Raw genomic sequence first — 15350 nt, 5'->3', positions numbered from 1 at the left:
GATGCCGGAGTGACCTACGAAGACGATCAGGCAGCGGACAGGACGTCGACGACGAAGCGGAGGGCGCCGGCCGGCTGGCCGCCGGTCGGGTTCTCGCCGTAGGCCAGGTCGGCGGGGATGTCGAGCTGGACCCGGCTGCCCACCTTCGCGCCGAGCAGACCCTGGTCCCAGCCCTTGATGACGCCGCCGGTACCGACCTGGAAGCTGAACGGCTCCGAACGCTTCCAGGACGAGTCGAACTCCTCGCCGCCCTGGTAGGTGACGCCGACGTAGTTCACGTTGATCGTCTGGCCGGACTGGACCGCCGCGCCCTTGCCCTCGATCAGGGTCGTCGCCTTGAGTTCGGTCAGAGTGCCCTTGCCCGCGGTCGCGGCCGGCTTCGTGCCCAGAGCAGGGTCGGCGCCGTCCGGCAGCGGCGGGAACGCGGCCGTCTCCGAGGCGGTGTCGGCGGCGGTGGTGGCCGCGGCACTCGCGCTCGTGTTGACCGTGTCGGTCGGGGACGTGTTGCCGACCCACAGGACCAGACCGACGACCACGGCGATCACCGCGGCGGCGGCGCCGGCCACGGTCAGCATCTGGCGGCGTTTCGCCAGCGCCCGGGCGCGCGCCTTGTTGGCCTTGGCCTCGGCTCGCTTCTCGGCTTTCGTCTTGAGTGGCTGGCCGGGACTCTGGCGCGGCTGTCTGGTGGCCGCGCTGCTGCGGCTCGTCACGGAATCGGGCACCGCCCGACGATACGACATCGGGCTGTGAAACATCCGACACCTGGAGCCGGTGTTCGAAGGTGGATCAGCGGGCCGGGTCGATCATGGTCATGCCGGCGACCGTGGCGTTGTCGAACCCGGGCAGCAGAGCGGCCGCCTCGGCGAGGCCGATGGTGCGTTCGATCAGGTGCTGGGGCTCCAGACGGCCCTGTTCGATCAGGGCCATCATCTCCGGATAGTCGGCGGCGGCCATGCCGTGGCTGCCGAGAACGTCCAGTTCCCAGCCGATCACCCGGGCCATCGGGACCCGCGGTTGGCCGTCGATCGGGGGCAGCAGTCCGATCTGTACGTGACGGCCGCGGCGGCGCAGGCTGAGGATCGCGTCGGCGCACGTCTGCTCGCTGCCGACCGCGTCGACCGAGACGTGACTGCCGCCGCCGGTGAAGTCGGCGACGGTCGCCGGGACGTCGACGAGATCGGTGAGCAGCGTGTGGGTCACGCCCAGAGTGGCGGCGACGGCCAGAGCCTGCGGATTGCGGTCCACCGCGATCACCCGGGCACCGAGCGCACGGGCGATCATCACCGCGCTCAGGCCCACCCCGCCGGCGCCGATCACCGTCACCCACTCGCCGTCGAGGACCCGGGCCCGGCCGGCCAAGGCGCGGTACGCCGTCGCGAACCGGCAGCCCAGAGCAGCCGCCGCCGCGTAGTCGACCGACGGCGGGAGGGCGACCAGGTTGGTGTCGGCGGCGTGCAGGGCCACCGACTCGGCGAACGAACCCCAGTGGGTGAACCCGGGCTGCTGCTGGTCGGGGCAGACCTGGGCCTGCCCGCTGAGACACCAGGAACAGCGGCCGCACCCGCAGACGAACGGCACGGTCACCCGGTCGCCGGGCTGCCAGCGGGTCACCGCGGCGCCCACCGACGAGATCACCCCGGCCAGTTCGTGGCCGGGCACATGCGGCAGCGCGATCTCGTCGTGACCCGCCCAGGCGTGCCAGTCACTGCGGCACATGCCGGTGGCCATCACCCGGACCACCACCCCGTCGTCGGGGGCGATCGGCTCGGCGACCTCCCGGACCTCGGGCTGGGAACGGATGTCATCGAAGACCACGGCTCGCACGTACGCCATCCTGCCAGCAGAATTCGATGGCGTCCGCAGGGCCCGTCACGCGAGGATCCGGAGATGACCAATACCCCGGACGGATTCACCTACCGCGTGCGTAAGAGCGGCGACATCGAGATGCTGCATCACGGCCGCCCGGCCGGGGTGTTGCGAGGGGCCAAGGCGGCCCGGTTCCTGGTCGACGTGGACCAGGAGGATCCGCAGGAGCTGATGGCCCGGCTGACCGGCAACTACCGGCACGGCAACGAGCGGGCCGCGAAGAATCATCCACGTAATCGCGGCTGACGTCCGGAACCGGCCGGCCGCGGTGGTCGGCTATTGTCCGGCTGTGCGGGTACTGGTCACCGGAGCTGCGGGCTTCATCGGCAGTCATCTCGTCGACGCTCTCGTCCGGGCGGGCCACGACGTGACCGGGGTCGACGTGAAAGACGGCGTCGACCTGACGGAAGCCGATCTGGCGCCGCTCGTGGACACCGACGTGATCCTGCACCTGGCGGGGCGGCCTGGCGTGCGCAGTTCGTGGGGGCCGGGTGCGGCCGAGGCTCACCGGGACAACGTGGTGGCGACCCGGCGGCTGCTGGAGGCCCGCGCGGGGACCCGGTTCGTGTTCGCGTCCAGTTCGTCGGTCTACGGGGACGCCACCCGGCCCTGCACCGAGGACGACCCGGTCGATCCGCGCAGCCCCTACGCGCAGTCGAAAGCCGAGGCCGAGCAACTCGTCCTGGCCGCCGGTAACGGGGTGATCCTGCGTTACTTCTCGGTCTACGGGCCCCGGCAGCGCCCGGACATGGCGTTCCACCGGTTCATCGAGGCAGGGCTCGACGGGATTCCGGCTCCGCTCTACGGCGACGGCGGGCAGAGCCGGTCGTTCACCTTCGTGGGCGATGTGGTCGACGCGACGATCCGGGCCGCCGAGACGCCGCTGCCCAGCGGCACGATCCTCAACGTCGGCACTCCGGCGACCACCACGATCCGGGACGCCCTCGACCGGATCACCGTGCTGCTCGGCACCGCGCCACCGACCGTGACCAAGGATCCGGCGCCCGGCGACGTGAACCGCACCTGGGCCGGGACGGACCGCGCCACCGCCCTGCTCGGCTGGACCGCGAGCACCGGCCTGGACGAGGGTCTGCAACAGCAGATCGCCTGGCACCGGGAGCGGCGACATGGCTGACCAGGGCGGGCATCGGGCCGCCTACATCGCGTTCGACCGGTTCCCGTCGGCCAAGGGCTCGGCCGTGCACATCCGGCACATGGCCGCGGAACTGTTCGAACGTCACCGGGGCGGGCTGCTGTGTGTGCTCGGTGGCGGCGGGCTACCCGCTTACCAGCGGGAGGGCGACGTCGAGATCGTACGTTTCACCGAGGTCGTCCCGAACCTCCTGGACCGGGCACAGGCGTTCTCGGCCTGGGTGTCCGAGCAGCTCGCACCACATCACGACACTCTGGAACTCTGTCACGTCCGCGATCCGTGGAGTGCCCTGCCCGCGCTCGGCACCGGGGCGCGCCTGGTCTACGAGGCCAACGGACTGCCGTCGATCGAGCTGCCGTACGCCTGGCCCCAAGCCGCCCCGGCCACCCTCGGCAAGGTCCGTGAACTTGAGGAACACTGTCTGACCGCGGCGGACGCGGTGGTCGTCCCGTCGTCCGTCATCGAGCAGGCGGTGACCGCCCGCGGCGTCGCACCGGACCGCGTGTTCCTGGTCCCGAACGGTGCGGACCCGGTGCCGGCCGGCCTGCCGCGCCCCGCCGCCGCCCCCGGCCGCTACCTGATCTACGTCGGTGCGGTCCAGCCGTGGCAGGGCCTGGACGTGCTGTTGCGCGCGTTCGCCCGGCTGGCCGACGTGACCGATCTGTCGCTGGTGATCTGCTCGTCGGTGTCGCCGGCGCGGTGCCGTCCACTGCTTCGCCTGGCCGAGCGACTGGACTTGCGGGAGAGAATCCACTGGCAGCACATGCTGCCGCATGACGAGGTCGCCGCCTGGCTCGCGCACGCCGAACTGTCGGTCGCCCCGCTGACCGCCACATCCCGCAACCTGGAGCAGGGCTGCAGCCCGATCAAGGTGTGGGAGTCGATGGCGGCCGGGACCGCCGTGGTGGCCTCGGATCTACCGGTGATCCGCGAGGTGCTGGGGGAGTACGGCCGCCTGGTCCCGCCGGATCGCCCGGCCGAGTTGGCGCGGGCGATCCGGGTGCTGCTGGAGTACCCGGACATGTGCCGGGAAATGGGGGAACGGTCCCGCGAACACGTGCAGAACGGATTCACCTGGAAACACGCGAGGGATCGGCTGTCCGGCGTATACGACCGGATGGCCGCCCGCTGATAGCGTCCCGATCATGTTCTGGCGCAAGCAGAAGGCCGCCATCGCGGAGTTCCCTGGGTTGCACCAGGCCCTCATTCACGAGCGTGCTTTCGCGGCCACCCAGCCGGCGGCCGTCTGGCTCGCTCTGACGGCGAGTCTCGGACGGCATGGCGAGGCGGTGCGCCGGGCGAAATGGGCGCTTCCACCCCGTACTCTCGATGTGCTCGTGCCGTTGATCGTGGAGATCTGCTCCGATCTCGGCCCGAAGGGCATGTTGTCGGTCGTCGCCGATCTGCGTGGTGTGAGAGCACCCGGAAAGAGTCACCCGCCGCGTCATCTGCCGGTCCGGCCGCCGGTCAAATCGGTCGCCGAGACGTGGAGTGTGGATCCGTGGCTGCGGTTGCGTGCCGATTTGCGGGACGGCAGCACGCTGGAGATCCTGGTCGTCGACCGGGAACGGCATCGGCGGATCACCAAACGCAACTTCCGCAACAAGACGAAGACCAAGAGCAAATTCAAGAATCTGCAGATGATCAGAGTACGCCGGAAGCTGGCGCCCGCGGTCCGGGGAATGCGGCCGTCCACACCGCCACCCCGCTGGATGGCCGTCACGATCCGGGACGGGGAACGGCGTTCGATTCTGGCGTCGGCCAAGTTCGACCGGCTGCCGCAGAACGGTCCGGAACAACTCGACCGGATTCTCACCGTCGCCACCGAACCGTTCCGCTGGACCCTGCGAGGACTGTCATGACGCCGTGCGCTGTCACCACCGGGTTCTTCACGCTGGGCAAATGCGGGCAGATGGCGGTCGCCGGGTGCCCGTCCTGTGGGCGTGCCCTCTGCGCTGATCACGTGGCCGACGGCGGGTTGTGCCCGGAGTGCGCGGCGGCCCGTAATCAGTTCGCACATCCGGCTTCGGCTTCCGCTTTCCGGCGCCGCAGGTTTCGGCAGGCGTCCAGCCAGAACTATTCCGACCCGATCTGGTACACGACTTTCGACTCCTATGACCGGGCCGCTTTCGACCCGGCCGCCGGTGCGAACCAGGACTATCGCGACGACGGCGACGACGCCTTGGTGGACAGCTGATGCGGTTGCTCTGGGTGACGGAGAATTTCCCGCCCAGCCCCGGTGGAATGGCCAACTCGTGCGACCGGATCGTCCGGGGACTGCGGTCGGCGGGTGTCGAGGTGGACGTGGTTCATCTCAGCCGCCGATCGTCGTCGCGGCAGCTCGACGGGGTTCGGGTGGTGCCGCTCGGTGACGACCCGGAACACGCGTTACGGCAGTTGTGGACGGTGCTCGCACCGTCGATGGGCGCCTACACGCATGTGGTCGCGTTCGGCGGCACCTATCCGATGCTGTCGGCACCCGTTTATGCCGCCTGGGCCGAACTGCCGTTGGTCACCCTGTTGCGGGGCAACGATTTCGACACCGGAATGTTCTCGCTGCGCAGGCAGAGTGTGGTCCTGGAAGCCTTACGGGCGTCCGCGCACGTTTGTGTGGTGGCCTCCGGGACCGCGCCTCTGGTGTCCCGGGTCGCGCCGTCCACCCCGGTCACCTGGGTCGCCAATGGGATCGACACCGGAGAATGGGCGTTGCTGCCGTCGGAGCGGCGGAAAGCTCAACTTTGGCGCACCGGGAACGTCGCCGAGGGCCGCCGGACCATCGGGGTGATCGGGCAGCTCAAAAGCAAGAAAGGCGTCCAGTTGCTGCTGGACGCGCTGTCACTCGGCCGGAACCTGGAGCGTTTCCACCTGGTCCTGGCCGGGGAGCTGGAGCCGAGTGTCGAGGTGTGGCTGGCCGCGCACCCCGAGATCACGTACCACATCCTGCCTTTTCAAGATCGGTATCAGCTCCTCGGCGTCTACGCGGCCTGTGATCTCGTCGCCCTGCCGTCGTTCTACGACGGGCTGCCCAATGTGGCCCTGGAAGCCGCCGCTCTCGGCGTCCCCCTGCTCACCTCGGACGCCGGTGGACTCGCAGACCTGGTCGACGACGACATCGGCTTCCGTTTCCCGGCCGGTGACCCGCACGCCTGCCGGGCCGCCGTGCACCGGGCCGCCCAGGCCACCGGCGAGGAGCTGGCGGTACTGGGTGCGGCGGCGGCCCGCCGGGTCCGGGAACGGTTCACCGTCGAAGCCGAGACCGAGGGTTACCTGAAGGTCCTGACGGCCGCGCGGTGATCGTCTGTTACGCCCAGGGTGGCGGTCTCGGCCACCTCACCCGCATCCGTGCCTACCTGCACACCGTCCACGCCGGCGAACCCGCGACCCTGCTCACCACCTCGCCGTTCGCCGCCGACCCGCGGGTACTGGGCCCGCACCGCCTGCTGCACGGCGACCCGGCAACGGTGCTGCACGAGCTGAAGCCGTCGCTGCTGGTGGTGGACGCCTTCCCGGGCGGCCTGACCGGTGAACTGACCGCCGGGTCGGTTCCGCCCGGCACCAACACGGTCCACCTGGCCCGGCTGCTGCGCTGGGACGCCTACCGCCCGCTGCTCCCGCAAACCCCGATCCGTTTCGACCGGACGTGGCTGCTCGAAGACCTCGAACCCGCCCATCGCGCCCACCTGACCGGCGAGACCGCCCCGCTGACCCTGACCGACCCGCCGGCTCCGGCGCTCCCCGACCTGGCCCCCGATTCCTGGCTGGTCCTGCATTCCGGCCCGGCGAGCGAGATTCACGAGCTGCTGTCGTACGCCAGGGAGTGCGCCGAAGCCGAACGACTCCAGCCCCGGCTGGTCCTGGCCGCCCCGGTCCGGCCCGCCGATCTGCCCGCCGACGTCGAGCACGTCGACCCGTACCCCGCCTGGCCGTTGTTCTTCTCTGCCGCCCGCATCGTCACCGCCGCCGGTTTCAACGCGGTCCGCCAGACCGCCCGGTGGCGTTCGAAGCACCTGATGCTCCCGTTTCCGCGCCGCTGGGACGACCAGTTCACCCGAGCCGCCCGGGCGCGGGTCACCGGGCGGCGTTCACCGGGCGGCGAGGTCGGCTAGGTAACCGTTCATGGTCGCCACGTAGTCGGTGAGGAAACGCTCGGCGTGGGCCAGGGCCTCCGGTGAGTGGTTCGCCATCATCGCGTCGATCCGGGCGAGGAGCGGCGCGAAGAAGTCGTCCACCATCGTGTCGACGCCGTCGGTCGCCCGGAGAGTGACGACCCGGCGGTCCGCACTGTCCCGGGACCGGGCCACGTGACCGGCCTTTTCGAGACGGTTGAGCAGTGAGGACGTCGCGCCGGGGGTGAGGCCGACCCGCTGGCTGAGGGCGGCCTGGGTCAGCGGTGCGCCGCGGTCCTGCGCCGACAGGATCTCCACCAGGGCTCCGGCGTCGGTGGTGTGCAGGCCCATCCGCGCGCCGAAGAACCGGCCGAGTTCGGCGTAGGCGGTGCCATGCCCCCGAAACGCTTGTTGGAGGCGTTCCCGCCGCCCACTCTCCGCGTCTTCCACGGCCGGAACCGTATCACGGTCTAATAGTTTGATGATCAAACGGTTTCATGGTAGAAGTTTTGCCATGACAACTTCCCGAGCGCTCATCTCCGGGGCCGGTATCGCCGGACTCAGCACCGCCTTCTGGCTCGCCCGAGCCGGTTGGGACGTCACCGTCGTCGAACGCTTCGACGCCTTCCGCGACGGCGGGCAGAACCTCGACATCCGGGGCACGGCACGCGAGGTGCTGAGCCGGATGGGCCTCGAGGAAGCGGTCCGCAGCCGTGGCACGACCGAGGAGGGCACCGCGATCCTCGACGGTGCCGGCCGGGCCGTCGCGCGGTTCCCGGTGGAGGACGCCGACGGGCCCACGGCGGAGCTGGAGATCCTCCGGGGTGACCTGGCCCGGATCATCCTCGACGCGCTGCCGGACACCGTCGCCGTGCGTTACGGCGACCATGTCCGGGCGGTGCACGACGACGGCACCGCGGTCGACGTGACGTTCGCCGCGGGTGCCACCGAGCGTTACGACGTCCTGATCATCGCCGAGGGGGTCCGCTCCCGGACCCGCGAACTCGTCTTCGGATCCGCTGTCACCCGCCGCGAACTGGGCGTCAACATGGCTTACGGAACCATCCCCCGGATCGACGGCGACGACCGCTGGTGGCGGTGGTACTCGACCGAGGGCGGCCGGCAGATCACCCTGCGCCCCGACGGAGTCGGCACGGTCCGTGCGACCCTGGCCTTCCTCGACAGCGTCCGCAACCTCGCCGAACTGCCGCTCGACCAGGCCCGGGAGGCCCTGCGCGACACCTTCCACGACGCCGGATGGCAGGCCGGGCGGGTCGTGGACGGGTTCAGCACCTCCAGTGACGTCTACGTCGACTACCTCACGCAGATCGTCATGCCGTCCTGGTCGGCGGGCCGGGTCGTCGTCACCGGAGACTCGGCCTGGTGCGTGACTCCGCTCGGTGGCGGCGGGACCTCGCTGGCCATGGTCGGCGGCTACGTCCTGGCCGCCTACCTGACCCAGGACGGACCGGCGTTCGCCCGGTACGAGCAGTGGATGCGGCCGCTCGTCGACGACGCGCAGAAGCTGCCGCCGGGCACACCCGCACTGTTCTACCCCCGGTCCGCCGCCGGAGTGCGTGCCCTCCGGCTGGGCGCCCGCATCGGCAGCACCGGAGCGCTGCGCCGACTGACCTCCCGGATCGGGCACGTCGCCCGCAGCGCCCAGCCCCTCCCCGAGATGCGTCAGGCCAGCCCGGCCTCGCGTGGTGACCTGAGGTGCGAATCGAACCCGAACTCACCACACTGAAACGGCCCTCGCGAACGCTGTCTAGCGGAAGGCGGCGATGTTGCGTGCCGCCCATGCGGCGAACGGCTGGGGCTCCCGGCCCAGCACTGCCGCCACGTCGGGGCTGATCCGCTGCTCCTGGTCGGTCGGGGTGCCGAGGATGGACAGGGTGCCCTCGACCACCGGGGCGGGCATGAACCGCAACATCTGCTGGCGGGACTGATCGGGTGTCTGCTCGACGAAAGCGATCGGTTCGCCGAGGGCCTTAGCGAGGTCCGCGGCCCGCTGCCGGGGTGTGCTGAGCGCCGGGCCGGTCAGCACATAGGTGCGGCCGTCGTGGAAACCGTGCCGCAGAGCGGCGGCGGCGACCGCGGCGATGTCGTCCGGGTCGACCACGGGCAGGCCGACCTCACCGAACGGCGCGGCCACCGTCCGGGTGGTCCGGACCGATTCGGCCCATGCGAAGGCGTTGGAGGCGAAACCGCCGGGCCGCAGGATCGTCCAGCCGAGACCGGAGCGGCGGACCAGCTCCTCGATGGCGTGCAACGGTGCGTGTGATGCCGACTCCGGCCGGGTGCCGACCGCCTGCGAGGACTGCAGGACGACACGTTTCACTCCGGACTCGGTGGCGACCCGCAGGATCTCGGCCATGTCGAGGTGCGCCCCGGCACCCTCCACCAGCAGGAACATCCCGTCGGCACCGGTGAGCGGATCCCGCAGGCTCGCCGGGTCCGTCAGGTCGGCGCGGTGATGGCGAACCCCGTCCGGCACCGCGACCGGGTGCCGGCCCCGGGACACCGCGGTCACCTCGGCCCCGGCGGCCGCGAGGATCGACACGAGGGTACGGCCGACGTTACCGGTGGCGCCTGTCACGACGTACATGTCGTTGTCTCCCGTTCCGCCGCGTCGTTCGAGCGGCTGACGGGAACGCTAGTAGCGTGGAGATAGTAGGTACCTAGAGGATAGTAATGGGTTTGTGACGGGGGACACGTGCAGAAGTCGGTCGATCCCGAGCTGGCGTGCCCGGTCGCGCCGGTTGTCGACATCGTGTTCAGCCGGTGGACGACGCCGATCCTGTGGGCCTTGCACGAGTTCGGCCGTCAGCGGTTCGTGGAGCTGGAACGCCGGCTGGCCGGCATCACGCCGAAGGTGCTCACCCAGCGGCTGCGCCAGCTCGAACGCGACGGGCTGGTCTCCCGCACCTACCACGCCGAAGTCCCGCCCCGGGTGGAGTATGAGATCACCGACCTGGGCGCCAGCCTCGGCCCGCTCTTCGCCCACCTGTCCAACTGGGCCGACGCCCACCTGGGCGAGGTGGAACAGGCCCGGCACTCGTACGACGTGGGCCGCTGAGTCCGGCGAGGTGTTTTCGGAAGGAATCCGGGCAGTAAAAGATGATGAGGACAACATCGATGCGTTTCGCCGCAGGTGCCGGTCTGCTAGCCGTCTCCCTGGCCGGATGCGCGTCCGGCACGGTGACTTCGGGCAGCTCCGTTCCGTCGCCCGTCGCAGTATCGGCATCGACTGCGGCCGCGGTCAGCGGGATTCCCGCTGAGGCCCTGCTGCAATCCGCTGACACGCGCGGTGCCGAGGCCCAGTCACTGGAACAGGGCGTGTTCCCACATGTGCGGCCGTTGCGGCCCTGTGGCGCCACCCCCTATCCGAGTGACAGCACCCGGACCGACGTGGTGGCGATGCGGTACACCGTTCCGGGGGCCGAGCAGGCGAGCACGCCGTCGACGGTGGTGCAGTTCGTGGGTAGGCACCAGGCCGGTGGGGCGGCCGCGCAGTTCACCGAGATCGGTGCCGCTCTGGAGAAGTGCCCCGGCGGACTCGGCAAGGACCAGCACAAGTGGACGATCGTCGATTCCGACGCCGACTCGATGCTGGTGAGGATCGAGCAGAAGGTCAGCTACGGCGACGAGGATCCGGCGACGGTCGCCCACTATGCGGCGCTGTCGACGGTGAACGACGCGGTCGTCGTGGTGGCCGATCTGGGCTGGGAGAACATGGACGGCTCGGAGCAGCTGGTCCGCGACCTGATCGCCAAGGCGGAGGAGCGGGCCGCCAAGATCAAATAATCGAGCGAGCGCGGGTACGGGGCCACCTGACCCCGTACCCGCAAATGGTTTATCGCAGTGAAGCGATGTCGATCACGAACCGGTAGCGGACGTCGGACTTGAGGACTCGCTCGTAGGCCTCGTTCACCTCGTCGGCGCTGATCACCTCGACCTGCGGGGCGATGCCGCGCTCGGCGCAGAAGTCGAGCATCTCCTGGGTCTCGGCGATGCCGCCGATGCTGGAACCGGCGAACGACCGACGGTTGTTGAACAGCGTGAACACCTGGATCGGAAGCGGCTCCGGCGGCGCGCCGACGCTGACGAACGTGCCGTCGAGCCGCAGCAGGCTCAGGTAGGCGCCCATGTCGATCGGCGCGCTGACCGTGTTGATGATCAGGTCGAAGCTGTTCTTCAGCGTCTCGAACGTGGCCGGGTCGCCGGTGGCGTAGTAGTGCTGGGCGCCGAAGCCGAGCCCCTCGTCCTTCTTGCTCAGCGTCTGCGACAGCACGGTCACCTCGGCGCCCATCGCCACCGCGATCTTGACGCCCATGTGGCCGAGGCCACCGAGGCCGACGACGGCGACCTTCTTGCCGGGGCCGGCTTTCCAATGCGACAGCGGGGAGTACGTGGTGATGCCCGCGCACAGCAGCGGAGCGGCCGCCTCGTGCGGGATCGACTCCGGCACCCGCAGCACGAAGTCCTCGACGACCACGATGTGGGTCGAGTAGCCACCCTGGGTGACGGTGCCGTCCCGGTCGACCGCCGCGTACGTCCCGGTGTTGCCCTTCGCGCAGTACTGCTGGTGGCCGGCGAGACAGTTCTCGCACTCCCGGCACGAGTTGACCATGCAGCCGACACCGACCCGGTCACCGACCGTGTGCAGGGTGACCTCGGCACCGACCTCGGTGACGTGTCCGACGATCTCGTGGCCGACGGTCAGCGGGTACGGCACCTTGCCCCACTCGCCGCGCACGGTGTGGATGTCGGAGTGGCAGATGCCGGCATAGGTGATCTCGATGAGGACATCGCGCGGGCCCAGGTCACGCCGTTCGATCGTGGTGCGCACGAGCGGTTCGGTGGCCGAAGGGGCGGCGATGGCGTTGACGGTGAGAATGGTGTCCTCCGGTGTGTCTTTCGAGTGGTGCCCCTCTACGAGATCACAGGGGGTGGCTCGTCCGGGAGTTCTTGCTGGGGGACGTACTGTCAATACACCCCTGCGCCGACCACGACGCCAGCAGTTGCAGGGCGTTCGCGGTCGGTGAATCCGGCTCGGCGGCATAGATGGTCAGGTTCAGGTCGGGTTCGGCGCGCAGATCCATGGTCTCGTAGTTGACCTCCAGATCACCGACCACGTGATGCCGGAAATGTTTCACCCCCGACGAGTGCGAGCGCACGTTGTGGGCACCCCACCGGCGGCGGAAGTCCTCACTGCGCGTCGACAGTTCACCGACGAGTTCCTGCAGGCACTTGTCGTGCGGATCCTTACCGGCGGCGGTACGCAGATTCGCGACGAGCATGTCGGCCGCCAGGTTCCAGTCCGGGTGGAACCGGCGGGCCGCGCTGTCCAGGAACGTGAACCGCCCGAAGTTCGGCGTGCCGGACGGATCGGCGTAGACGTCGGCGTACATGGCCCGGCCCAGCAGGTTCGCCGCCACCAGATCCTGCCGCAGGTTGACGATGATGGCCGGCGTGGTGATCGCGTCCAAGGACCATTGCAGACTCGGCCGTACGGTCCACGCCTTCGGTCTGCGCGCCGGCCGGACCAAGGCGTCACTGCCGTTCGCCTGCTGAGCCAGCCGCAGCAGATGAGCCCGCTCGGCGTCGTCGAGCCGCAGCGCCCCGGCGATCGCGTCGAGCACACTCGGCGACACTCCGGCGAGCGAGCCACGCTCCAGCTTCGCGTAGTACTCGACACTGACTCCGGCCAGCGCCGCCACCTCACCGCGCCGCAGCCCCGGCACCCGACGGGCCCCCACCACCGGAAGCCCGGCCCGCTCCGGAGTGATCTTTGCCCGGCGCGTGGTCAGGAACTCACGCACTTCAACACGGTTGTCCACACCCACGACGGTACGACGCCGCCGACCGTCCAACGATGCCCTGGTATTACACCTCAGCGGCGGCGACCCCCGTCGTGCCGGCCGGCACCTGAGCGACGGCCCGCCCGGCCGGGTCGATCACGCACGTCGGTCCCAGCCCGAGCCGTGTCCCGTCGCGCTCGCCGGTGACGTCGGCGGAGACCAGCCACATCCCGGTCTCCCGAACCCGCTCGGTTCTGATCAGATTGTGCCGCAGTCGAACACCGGGTAGTCACGGCCCGCGGTGAAAACGGTCTCGCCGGCGGTCAGGAACATCTTGCGGTACCGGCCCAGCACCCGCCCACCCGCCACCACCAGGGCGGTGTTGTAGAAGGCGCCACCGTCCCGCTCGATCATCCCGAACACCAGCATCGGCCGGATCCCGGCCAGCCGCGCCAGCACCTCGTCACACTCCGGCGACCCGACCGCGAGAGCCTGCCCACGCACATGCTCCTCGGTGACCAGATAGCCCTGCAGAAAGCACTCCGGAAACAGCAGAAGATCAGACCCAGCAGCCTCGGTGCACCCGGCGAAGTCATGAACGACCCGCACCGCCGCCCCCACGTCTCCGAAGATCTCCTCCGTCTGACACGCCGCGACTCGCATCATCTCAACGTATCCGCCGATTCCACCCGTCCGGAACCGGCGCAGCCGGTATTCGTCAACGGTGAGCGAGTTCATGACCACGGTCACCACCACCACGTACCTCGACCATCACGTTTTCGTGATCGCCGGTCGCGGGTACACCGGCGGTCTCGTGCCGGGCGAGATCGACGGTTGGGTGAGCACGGACGGGACCGGCATCCTGATCAAAACGCCCTACGACCGGATCACCGCTCTGGTGACGTTCCAGGAATGGGACGGCGAGCCCGGCCCGGAACCGGACGACGGCCGCGGAAGGTGGGACGCCGCCGTCACCGTCGCCATGGACTGCCCCGGCCCCGAGGAGACACTCCGCCTCGACCAGAACACCGCCGGCGGTAAGGACACCGACTTCTCGCTCAGCCGGGAGGGCCGCTATCACGTCCGGCTTGCCCGCCGGAACGGTGCCGCGGCCGAGCAGGCCCACACCGGCGTGCTGGCCCGGTTCGCCGAACAGGAGTGAAACAGCGCGGCCTGCCGCCGGGCCATCGACGAGATCGACGTCGAGGAGGAATACCTGGCCCGCTTCTGGCCGGCCGTCGGCTGACCATCGGTCAGGGCATCCGGGACAGCAGGGCGTCGGTGGTCAGGACCTCGCCGAAGCGGGGGAGAACCACGGTCAAAGCGTGATCGTGTTCGGTCGCGGTGAGGCCACTCATCGCGTCGGCGGCGAACAGCACCTGGAAACCGTGGTCGGCTGCCGCCCGTGCGGTGGATTCGACGCCCATGGTGGTGGCCAGGCCTGCCAGGACCACGGTGTCGACGGCGCGCTCGTGCAACCGGTCGGCCAGGCCGGTCCCGTAGAAGGCTCCGATCGTGCGTTTCACCACGACCACGTCGCCCGGCTGCGGCTGGAGTTCCGGCACGAAGTCGCTGCCGGGCGGCTGTTCGGCGACACCGGGCCGGTCCACCCGCACCAGCACCACTGTTCCGCATGCCTGGCGCCACGCGGCCGCCAGGCGGGTGGCCCGGGCGACCACGTCCACGCCTCGGTGCGGACCGAAATTCTGGGCCACGAGCCGCGGCATGAGGTCCACGATGATCAGTGCACTGCGGGTGATCGTGAACGTCATGCCGCCGATCGTACGAACCCGGGTCTGGTCTTGAATCGGAGGGCTCAGGTCGTGGTGCAGGAGGTGATTTGAGGGCGGGCGGTGCTGTTGCCGTTGTCATGGTGTTGAACCCGAACGTGTTGCCGCTGCCGTTGGGGCGGACCGTCAGGGTGGAGCCGCTGGTGGTGACGGTGGCGCTCCACGTGATGGTGACTGCTGGGGTGTGGTGATCGCGATGGTCACCGTCCAGCTTGTGGAGCCGGTGACCGGCACTGACCTGTTGTAGCGGTCGCGGTGCAGCCGGCCGGTGTCGAGGGGGAAAGGGGATCGGGGTGCGCCACTCGCTGCGGGAGGCGTAGTAGGTGCGGTCGTTGACGTCGGACCAGTAGGTGATGTTCGGCCCGGCGCCGAGTGTCTTTTTGCCGTAGCGGGAGCAGCCGGTGACACCGAGCGAGCTGGCTTTCAGGATCGCGGTGCCGGACTTTTCGACGACGTCGATGATCCGGCTGACGCCCGAGGCCCAGCCCATCATCGACTTCGGCGTAGGCGGTGGTGGGGACGATCAGCGCGGCCAGGAGGATGCGTTTTCTGGTCACCGGGGACTCCTCGGGGAAGGGGTGGCTCCGGAAGTTACGCCATCAGGTAGAAGTTTCAGGCGTCATCACGTTCG

The 15350-nt window shown here is 69.6% G+C and carries 18 protein-coding genes and 2 pseudogenes; 11 read left to right on the top strand and 9 right to left on the bottom strand.

What is annotated here, in order from left to right:
• Nucleotides 1-26 precede the first annotated feature (26 nt).
• Together BLU81_RS14565 and BLU81_RS14560 are read right to left on the bottom strand one after the other, a co-directional pair.
• Nucleotides 27-722 (bottom strand): FKBP-type peptidyl-prolyl cis-trans isomerase, encoded by a 696-nt coding sequence (locus BLU81_RS14565; protein WP_231954525.1) that lies wholly within the window; start codon nt 720-722, stop codon nt 27-29.
• A gap of 64 nt (nt 723-786) precedes the next feature.
• Nucleotides 787-1833: a zinc-dependent alcohol dehydrogenase family protein gene (locus BLU81_RS14560; protein WP_197686229.1), complete on the bottom strand. Its 1047-nt coding sequence runs from the start codon at nt 1831-1833 to the stop codon at nt 787-789.
• Between the two features lie 54 nt (nt 1834-1887).
• Between BLU81_RS14560 and BLU81_RS14555 the strand changes: the two genes are divergently transcribed.
• From BLU81_RS14555 to BLU81_RS14525, 7 genes are read left to right on the top strand one after another with little or no spacing between them, the layout of a single operon-like run.
• Nucleotides 1888-2112, top strand: a complete 225-nt coding sequence (locus BLU81_RS14555) for a hypothetical protein (protein ID WP_092545112.1) — start codon at nt 1888-1890, stop codon at nt 2110-2112.
• 43 nt (nt 2113-2155) lie between these two features.
• Nucleotides 2156-3001 (top strand): NAD-dependent epimerase/dehydratase family protein, encoded by an 846-nt coding sequence (locus BLU81_RS14550; RefSeq protein ID WP_092545110.1) that lies wholly within the window; start codon nt 2156-2158, stop codon nt 2999-3001.
• Nucleotides 2994-4151 carry a glycosyltransferase gene (locus BLU81_RS14545; protein WP_092545108.1) on the top strand — a complete coding sequence of 386 codons (1158 nt, stop codon included), beginning with the start codon at nt 2994-2996 and terminating at the stop codon, nt 4149-4151. Before BLU81_RS14550 ends, BLU81_RS14545 begins: the two co-directional genes overlap by 8 nt.
• A 13-nt stretch (nt 4152-4164) precedes the next feature.
• Nucleotides 4165-4881: a hypothetical protein gene (locus tag BLU81_RS14540; protein WP_092545106.1), complete on the top strand. Its 717-nt coding sequence runs from the start codon at nt 4165-4167 to the stop codon at nt 4879-4881.
• Nucleotides 4878-5216 carry a hypothetical protein gene (locus tag BLU81_RS14535; protein WP_092545104.1) on the top strand — a complete coding sequence of 113 codons (339 nt, stop codon included), beginning with the start codon at nt 4878-4880 and terminating at the stop codon, nt 5214-5216. The genes BLU81_RS14540 and BLU81_RS14535 overlap by 4 nt, the downstream gene beginning before the upstream one ends.
• Nucleotides 5216-6313 (top strand): glycosyltransferase family 4 protein, encoded by a 1098-nt coding sequence (locus BLU81_RS14530; RefSeq protein ID WP_092545102.1) that lies wholly within the window; start codon nt 5216-5218, stop codon nt 6311-6313. The genes BLU81_RS14535 and BLU81_RS14530 overlap by 1 nt, the downstream gene beginning before the upstream one ends.
• On the top strand, nt 6310-7125 hold the full coding sequence (locus tag BLU81_RS14525; RefSeq protein ID WP_092545100.1) for a hypothetical protein: 816 nt from the start codon (nt 6310-6312) through the stop codon (nt 7123-7125). The genes BLU81_RS14530 and BLU81_RS14525 overlap by 4 nt, the downstream gene beginning before the upstream one ends.
• Here BLU81_RS14525 and BLU81_RS14520 read toward each other — a convergent pair.
• The gene (locus tag BLU81_RS14520; protein WP_197686228.1) at nt 7102-7575 is read right to left on the bottom strand and encodes a MarR family winged helix-turn-helix transcriptional regulator; all 474 of its coding nucleotides are present in this window, start codon (nt 7573-7575) and stop codon (nt 7102-7104) included. The two genes, BLU81_RS14525 and BLU81_RS14520, sit on opposite strands and share 24 nt — an antisense overlap.
• A gap of 64 nt (nt 7576-7639) precedes the next feature.
• On the opposite strand from BLU81_RS14520, the gene BLU81_RS14515 reads away from it, so the two are divergent.
• The gene (locus BLU81_RS14515; protein ID WP_092545098.1) at nt 7640-8872 is read left to right on the top strand and encodes an FAD-dependent oxidoreductase; all 1233 of its coding nucleotides are present in this window, start codon (nt 7640-7642) and stop codon (nt 8870-8872) included.
• Between the two features lie 21 nt (nt 8873-8893).
• Here the strand turns inward: BLU81_RS14515 and BLU81_RS14510 are convergent, their stop codons facing one another.
• Nucleotides 8894-9733, bottom strand: a complete 840-nt coding sequence (locus tag BLU81_RS14510) for an SDR family oxidoreductase (protein ID WP_092545096.1) — start codon at nt 9731-9733, stop codon at nt 8894-8896.
• A 108-nt stretch (nt 9734-9841) separates the two neighbouring features.
• Between BLU81_RS14510 and BLU81_RS14505 the strand changes: the two genes are divergently transcribed.
• Entirely contained in the window at nt 9842-10204 is a 363-nt protein-coding gene (locus BLU81_RS14505) for a winged helix-turn-helix transcriptional regulator (RefSeq protein ID WP_092545094.1), read from the top strand.
• A 59-nt stretch (nt 10205-10263) separates the two neighbouring features.
• The gene (locus tag BLU81_RS14500) at nt 10264-10932 is read left to right on the top strand and encodes a hypothetical protein (protein ID WP_092545093.1); all 669 of its coding nucleotides are present in this window, start codon (nt 10264-10266) and stop codon (nt 10930-10932) included.
• 49 nt (nt 10933-10981) lie between these two features.
• Here the strand turns inward: BLU81_RS14500 and BLU81_RS14495 are convergent, their stop codons facing one another.
• From BLU81_RS14495 to BLU81_RS14485, 3 genes and pseudogenes are all read right to left on the bottom strand, one after another.
• The gene (locus tag BLU81_RS14495) at nt 10982-12025 is read right to left on the bottom strand and encodes an NAD(P)-dependent alcohol dehydrogenase (RefSeq protein ID WP_092557076.1); all 1044 of its coding nucleotides are present in this window, start codon (nt 12023-12025) and stop codon (nt 10982-10984) included.
• Nucleotides 12026-12068: 43 nt separating this feature from the next.
• Nucleotides 12069-12968 (bottom strand): helix-turn-helix transcriptional regulator, encoded by a 900-nt coding sequence (locus tag BLU81_RS14490; RefSeq protein WP_092557074.1) that lies wholly within the window; start codon nt 12966-12968, stop codon nt 12069-12071.
• 46 nt (nt 12969-13014) lie between these two features.
• Nucleotides 13015-13592, bottom strand: a pseudogene (locus BLU81_RS14485) (carbon-nitrogen hydrolase family protein).
• A gap of 73 nt (nt 13593-13665) precedes the next feature.
• Here BLU81_RS14485 and BLU81_RS14480 point away from each other — a divergent pair.
• Nucleotides 13666-14091, top strand: coding sequence for a hypothetical protein (locus tag BLU81_RS14480; RefSeq protein ID WP_092545091.1), 426 nt, complete (start codon nt 13666-13668; stop codon nt 14089-14091).
• A 91-nt stretch (nt 14092-14182) separates the two neighbouring features.
• Here the strand turns inward: BLU81_RS14480 and BLU81_RS14475 are convergent, their stop codons facing one another.
• Together BLU81_RS14475 and BLU81_RS52065 are read right to left on the bottom strand one after the other, a co-directional pair.
• Nucleotides 14183-14701, bottom strand: coding sequence for an isochorismatase family protein (locus BLU81_RS14475; protein ID WP_092545089.1), 519 nt, complete (start codon nt 14699-14701; stop codon nt 14183-14185).
• Nucleotides 14702-15092: 391 nt separating this feature from the next.
• Nucleotides 15093-15209 (bottom strand): annotated as a pseudogene (locus tag BLU81_RS52065) (glucuronyl esterase domain-containing protein); the annotation flags it as partial.
• Nucleotides 15210-15350 lie beyond the last annotated feature (141 nt).

It is taken from the genome of Actinoplanes derwentensis, assembly GCF_900104725.1.
GTDB classification, from domain to species: Bacteria; Actinomycetota; Actinomycetes; order Mycobacteriales; family Micromonosporaceae; genus Actinoplanes; species Actinoplanes derwentensis.
This window is presented reverse-complemented; position numbering and strand designations above follow the sequence as displayed.

Bases quoted from the DNA above. Each gene is read 5' to 3' on its own strand.
- BLU81_RS14510 (WP_092545096.1), bottom strand. From the start codon at position 9,733: ATGTACGTCGTGACAGGCGCCACCGGTAACGTCGGCCGTACCCTCGTG.
- BLU81_RS14475 (WP_092545089.1), bottom strand. From the start codon at position 14,701: ATGACGTTCACGATCACCCGCAGTGCACTGATCATCGTGGACCTCATG.
- BLU81_RS14560 (WP_197686229.1), bottom strand. From the start codon at position 1,833: ATGGCGTACGTGCGAGCCGTGGTCTTCGATGACATCCGTTCCCAGCCC.
- BLU81_RS14500 (WP_092545093.1), top strand. From the start codon at position 10,264: ATGCGTTTCGCCGCAGGTGCCGGTCTGCTAGCCGTCTCCCTGGCCGGA.
- BLU81_RS14515 (WP_092545098.1), top strand. From the start codon at position 7,640: ATGACAACTTCCCGAGCGCTCATCTCCGGGGCCGGTATCGCCGGACTC.
- BLU81_RS14540 (WP_092545106.1), top strand. From the start codon at position 4,165: ATGTTCTGGCGCAAGCAGAAGGCCGCCATCGCGGAGTTCCCTGGGTTG.
- BLU81_RS14480 (WP_092545091.1), top strand. From the start codon at position 13,666: ATGACCACGGTCACCACCACCACGTACCTCGACCATCACGTTTTCGTG.
- BLU81_RS14535 (WP_092545104.1), top strand. From the start codon at position 4,878: ATGACGCCGTGCGCTGTCACCACCGGGTTCTTCACGCTGGGCAAATGC.
- BLU81_RS14530 (WP_092545102.1), top strand. From the start codon at position 5,216: ATGCGGTTGCTCTGGGTGACGGAGAATTTCCCGCCCAGCCCCGGTGGA.
- BLU81_RS14545 (WP_092545108.1), top strand. From the start codon at position 2,994: ATGGCTGACCAGGGCGGGCATCGGGCCGCCTACATCGCGTTCGACCGG.
- BLU81_RS14555 (WP_092545112.1), top strand. From the start codon at position 1,888: ATGACCAATACCCCGGACGGATTCACCTACCGCGTGCGTAAGAGCGGC.